Source organism: Pseudomonadota bacterium (genome assembly GCA_039815145.1).
In the GTDB taxonomy this organism is placed as follows: Bacteria; Pseudomonadota; Gammaproteobacteria; order Steroidobacterales; family JBCBZW01; genus JBCBZW01.
The window spans coordinates 1-5,952 of record JBCBZW010000209.1 but is presented as its reverse complement, the minus strand read 5'-3'; the positions used below and the strand labels follow the sequence as shown (position 1 = coordinate 5,952).

General features: G+C 66.2%; 3 protein-coding genes and 1 pseudogene. 1 reads left to right on the top strand and 3 read right to left on the bottom strand.

What is annotated here, in order from left to right:
• The 3 genes from AAF184_24335 to zigA all read right to left on the bottom strand — a co-directional run.
• A partial coding sequence (locus tag AAF184_24335) for a S41 family peptidase (protein MEO0425484.1) occupies positions 1 to 3,019 on the bottom strand: 3,019 nt, incomplete at its 3' end.
• A gap of 235 nt (positions 3,020 to 3,254) precedes the next feature.
• A complete protein-coding gene (locus AAF184_24330) occupies positions 3,255 to 3,878 on the bottom strand; it encodes a DUF1826 domain-containing protein (protein MEO0425483.1) in 624 nt (207 codons plus the stop codon).
• Complete coding sequence (gene zigA, locus AAF184_24325; protein ID MEO0425482.1) at positions 3,875 to 5,098, bottom strand: zinc metallochaperone GTPase ZigA; 1,224 nt, start codon at positions 5,096 to 5,098, stop codon at positions 3,875 to 3,877. Before zigA ends, AAF184_24330 begins: the two co-directional genes overlap by 4 nt.
• A gap of 76 nt (positions 5,099 to 5,174) precedes the next feature.
• Here zigA and AAF184_24320 point away from each other — a divergent pair.
• A pseudogene (locus AAF184_24320) lies at positions 5,175 to 5,952 on the top strand (NAD(P)/FAD-dependent oxidoreductase).

Sequence of the window (5,952 nt, the reverse complement as noted above, 5' to 3'; positions counted from 1 at the left end):
TGGTGATCCCCACAACGCCGCCCCAGGTGCGCTTACCGATCAGAGGCCCTAGCTTCGCCTCGCGGAAGAAGTACGGGAAGATGTCCCCGTCGGAGGCGGAGTTTTCGCTGATCAAGGCCACCATCGGCCCGGTGAAGGCGGTAGCCGGGTAGGTGTTGGTCCACTGGTTGTGGGCCTGGTGACCGTAGGCCAGCGGCCGCTGCATCAGGCGACGCAGAATCATCTGCGAGACGTTTCCGCCCCCATTGCCGCGCACGTCGACGATCAGACCCCGCTTACGCAGCTGGGGGTAGTACCACTTGATGAACTCATAGATGCCGGCCGAGCCCATGTCGGGGATGTGCACGTAGCCCACCTGGCCGTCGGTCTTCTCTGCCACGTAGAGGCGGTTCTTCTCCACCCACTCCAGGTAGACCAGGGAAGTCTCGTCAGCGATCGGGTCCACCAGCACGCGACGGGTGTCGTCCGCCTTCGCCGTGCTGCTCACCGTGAGTTCCACCGGTTGCGCGCCGCGGTCCGTGAGCAGATCGTAGGGGTTGTCGGCGAGGGTCAGTTCGCGCCCGTCGATGGCGATCACGTAGTCGCCCACCTCGACGCCCACGCCCACCTCGGTCAGGGGCGAGCGATACTTGGCCTCGGCGTTGTGGCCCGCGTAGAGGTGCGCGATGCGGTAGCGACCGGCTGTCTTGTCCGCTTCGAAGCGAGCACCTAGCAAGGCCGCTGATGAGCGCTTCGGCGCTTGCAGATCACCGCCCTGCACGTAGGCGTGGCCCACGTTCAGCTCCGCGATCATCTCGCCGATCAGGGTGTTCAAGTCCTCGCGGGTGGACACGTGCTGGACGAGGGGCCGATAGCGATCCCGCAGCGCCTCCCAGTCGTAGCCGTGCATGTTGCGCACGTAGAAGTAGTCGCGGAAGCGTCGCCACACCTCGTCGAAGGCGACCAGCCACTCGTCTGCCGGCGCGCGGTACAGGATCAGATTCGCCGTGCTGATCGCCTTGGCGTCGCCAGGCTTGGCGAGTTCGATGCGCTTGAGGCCGCCCCCGGTACGCACCACCACGGCTTTACCGTCAGCAGAGCGCACGACGCCGGAGATGTCGGCCACGATCTCCTTGCTCTCGCGCGACTTCATCTCGAGTGCCCGCAGGGTGGTCTTCACGTCGGGCGAGCGGCCGTAGTAGAAGGGCCCGGTGGTCACGTAGAGCAGGTGCTCGGCGAGGGGCATGATGGCGGCGATGTTGTCCGCCTCCACGGGCACGCGGATGACGCGCTGGGCAAGACCATCGAAGTCGATGACCACGCTCACCTCATCGGCTCCCTCCTCGTTGTCGTCCTTCTCCTTCTTCTCGCTGTCCTCGTCCTCATCTTCCTCCGCCGACGGTACCTCGTCGTTGCGCGGGCCGAAGGGATTGGGAGCATCTTTGGTGAGCGCGAGGGCGAAGATGCCGGTCTCGCGATCGCCCACGTAGTTCCATTCGAAGGCGCCGATCTGCGGCGCGAACTGGCGGTCGCTCAAGAAGTAGAGGTGCTTGCCGTCGTGGCCGAAGGCGGGACCGAAGGCCTGGAACAGGGGCTCGCTCACGGTGCGGGTCTCACCGTCCTTGCGGGACCAGACGAACACGGCGTACATGCCTTCCTCGGTCTGGCGGGAGTAGGTGATCCACTGGGAGTCGGGGGCCCACTGGTAGTCGTCGATGACACCGTAGGGGGACGTCGCGACGATCCGGTGCTTACCTTGCAAGTCCACCAGGTGCACGCGGCCCTGGTGATCGTGGAACGCCAGCGACTCTCCATCCGGGGCCCAACGCGGACCGTAGAGCCGCAAGGGCTCCAGCGTGGTGAGCGCTCGCGCATCGCCGCCGGCGCTGTCCACCACGTAGACCTGCTCTTCGCCGCTGCGGTCGCTGATGAAGGCGATGTGGGTGCCGTCCGGTGACCACGCGGCCTCACGATCGTGGGCGTTCGCGTTGCGCGTGAGGTTGCGCGTCACGCCGTGCTCGGCGGGCACGCTGAACACATCGCCGCGAGCGGTCACGGCGATCCGCTCCGCCGCCGGCGACACCGAGTAGTCCTCGATCTGCTTCTGCACCTCGATACGGCGTGCGGTACGGCGTACGCGGTCGTCCGGCACGTCGATGCTGAGCATGCGCTCCTGGCGGGACTTGGTGTCGTAGAGGCCGATCAGCCCCTCCACCTCGTAGACGATCCGCGACACGCCATCGCCACTCGCCCATTTGATGTCCCACGTGCCGTGGGCGGTGAGTTGCTCCGCGTTGCCACCGTCGCCAGCCGCGTAGAGGTTCAGGATGCCGTCGCGATCGGAGACGAAGAACATGCCCGTGGGCAGCCAGACGGGGTCGCGCTCCGTGCGCTGATCCGTCGCGATCGGTGCTGACGTGTCGTTCTTGAGATCGTAGACGTACAGATCCTGCGCCCAACCGCCTTGATAGCGCTTCCACGTCCGGAAGTCACGGAAGAGCGGCGCGTAGAGCACGCGTGTGCCGTCCGGTGAGAACACGCCGGAGCCCGCACGTGGCATGGGCAGCACGGCCGGCAGGCCGCCTTTCACGGACACCTCGTACAGGCGCGGATCGTTGAAGTCCTCGCGCACGGAGCGGAACAGCACCTTGCTGCCGTCGGGGCTCCAGTCGTACACCTGGTGGTCCGTGCCCCAGCGCGCAGGCAGCGGACCCTGGGTCGGGTAGTAGGTGAGCTGCTTGGGTTCGCCGCCGGCCACATCGATGACGTAAACCTGCTCGTCACCGCGGTACTGCCCGGTGAAGGCCACTTGGGAGCCGTCCGGCGAGAAGCGCGGGTAGAGCTCGAGGCCAGGGTGGGAGGTCAGGCGCCGCGCCTGGGCCCTGCCGTCCACGGGCGCCAACCAGAGATCGCCGGCGTAGCTGAAGACCACCTGATCCGCGTGCAGATCTGGGTAGCGCAGCATGCGCGTGCCGTCCTGTGCCAGGGCGGAGGCCGCGACGAGACCGGTGAGAAGTAGGGCGGGAGCGGTGCGATTCACGGGTGGTGGTCCTTCTGTTCCTTCGCGCCGGCCTCTCGATGCAGCGCGGGCAGGACCCTCACTCATCGAAAGACCGCGACTTCGTCCGTTGGGTAGGTGGGCGAGCGGGAAGCCATGCTAACGCTCCCCTGCCCGTTCTTGAACATCCTCGGCAAGCCGGGGGCGCGCCCGACTTGGGACCGCGAGCGCCGAGGAGAGTTCGCGCTAGCGCGCGGCTGCGCCAGCTAGGGGCTTCCTAGGAGACGAACAAGGGATCGAACGACAAGAGCAGGCGCTTGGCCTCGTCGTGAGGCGAGCGGTGCACCACCCCCTGGAACTCGTGATCCCAACGGCCGCCCTTGAGCAGGGACCAGGCCCCCGGGTCGAGCGTGCGCACGTGACCGCCGCTGCGCACGGGCACGTCCTGCGAGCTGCGATCGGCGAGGCACTCGAAGTCCACCTCATCGTGGGCGATCCACTCGGTCGTGGGGCCGGCCAGGGTGATCAACATGCGACAGTGCACCATGTCCGTGTGGAAGCGCGGGCACATCGGGCCGCTCAGGGTGGCGGCGCGAACGCCCACGGTGGAGCAGTTGAGCAGATCCGAGAGCAGTTCGACGCCCTCGCTGATCTCCTCACACAGCGCCGCGCGCAGCACTTCGTCGCGGATCGGCGCCAGGGCGATGCGTGCGGCATCCGGCTCACCAGCGGCTTGGGTCCACTGGGTCTCCACCTTCCCCCCCGTCGCCATCCAATCTGCGGCCGCGCGGGCGAGCGGGCTCGCGATCTCGCTCGGGCGCTCCACGCTCACCAACTCCACGTCGTCGTAGAGGGCGGAGAAGTCACCTAACTGATCGCTAAACACACTGTTCATCATCATGAAGCCAGATCCTCATCTGCGGTTTCGGCGGTCCACTGGGGGAAGGGGTCGGGGTAGGCGGTCCAGGCGCTGGGGCCTGCCGCCAGCTCCGTGTCGTCGAGCAGACACGCGTCGAGGGCGCGGCGCGCGGCAGCCTCGTCCAGGGTCTGGCCGATGAACACGATCTCCTGCCGACGGTCGCCAAAGGGCCCTTCGAACTGGGAGCGAATCGATGCGCGGGTTTCCGCGTCGGTCGGCCAGCCCTGCTCCGGCATCGCGGCCCAGAACAAGCCAGCGAAGCCGTGGTTCATGATGCCGCCGGCCTGCGACCAGGCTCCCGCCTCATCGAAGCGCGAGGCGAGCCAGAAGTAGCCCTTGGAGCGAATCAGGTTGCCGTAGCGCCAGCCGGCCACCAGGAAGTCGTACAAGCGTTGGGGATGGAACGGCCGGCGGGCGCGGTACACGAAGCTACCGATGCCGTACTCCTCGGTCTCGGGCACGTGCTCACCGCGCATCTCCACCAGCCAACCCGGGGCGCGCTCCGCCTCCTCCATGGAGAAGCGGCCGGTGCCTAGGATCGCCTCCGTGGGGAGGTTGCCCTGATCGGCCGTCAGCACCTGCGCGCTCGGGTTGAGACGGCGCAGGGTGGCGATCAACGCGTCCGCATCGGCCTTGGAGACGAGATCGATCTTCGTCACCACGATGACGTTACTGAACTCGATCTGATCCATCAGGAGGTCCGCCACGTTGCGCTCGTCCTCCTCGGCAACCTCCATGCCCTTTTCCTTCAAGGTCTCGGCTTCCGCCATGAGGCGCGGGAAGTTGAAGGCGTCGACGACGGTGACCATCGTGTCGAGGCGGGCCAGGGAGGACAGCGATCGCCCCTGCTCATCTTCGAAGGTGAAGGTCTCGGCCACGGGCAACGGTTCGGAGACGCCGGTCGACTCCACCAGCAGGTAGTCGAAGCGCTTCTCCTCCGCAAGGCGTGCCACCTCCTCCAAGAGATCCTCGCGCAGAGTGCAGCAGATACAGCCGTTGGTGAGCTCCACCAGCTTCTCGTCCACCTGCTGCATGGACACTCCACTGCGCAGCAGCGCCGCGTCGATGTTCACCTCGCCCATGTCGTTGACGATGACGGCAACGCGCCGCCCTTCGCGGTTGTTCAGAACGTGGTTCAGTAGCGTGGTCTTTCCCGCGCCCAAAAAGCCGGAGAGCACGGTGACGGGTAGCTGGGCGGACATGGAGTCTCCTGGGAAAACGCAATGTTATACCGTAACATTTTGCTCGAATGAAGCAATGTCGCGGATCGCCTATTCCGGCTACAGCGAGCAGCCATACTGCCTCATCATCGGTGGCGGGCAGGGCGGCATTGCGCTGGGTGCGCGTCTGCGCCGCCTCGGGGTCCCCACCATCATCGTGGAGAAGAACGAGCGTCCCGGCGACAGTTGGCGCAAGCGCTATAAGTCGCTCTGCCTGCACGACCCGGTCTGGTACGACCATCTGCCCTACCTGCCGTTCCCCGATCACTGGCCCGTCTTCAGCCCCAAGGACAAAATCGGCGACTGGCTGGAGAGCTACACCAAGATCATGGAGCTCAACTACTGGACCAAGACGACGGCCCGCTCGGCCAGCTACGACGAGGCAAGCGGCGAATGGACCGTGGTGGTGGACCGGGACGGCGAAGAGGTGGTCCTGAAGCCCAAGCAGCTTGTCCTTGCCACCGGCATGTCCGGCGTGCCGAACATGCCCGCCCTGCCGGGTGCGGATTTCTTTGCCGGGCAAATCCAGCACTCCTCTGAGCACCCGGGGCCGGACGACTACAAGGGCAAGTCGGTCGTCGTGGTCGGCTCCAACAATTCCGCGCACGACATCTGCGCGGCGCTGTGGGAGGCCGGGGTGGACGTCACCATGGTGCAGCGCTCGTCCACCCACATCGTGAAGTCCGACACGCTGATGGAGCTTGCCCTCGGCGCACTCTACTCGGAGGACGCGCTCGCCAACGGCATCACCACCGACATGGCGGATCTCATCTTTGCCTCCATTCCCTACAAGGTGCTTCCGGCCATCCAGCGCGCCCAGTGCGATGCGACGCGGG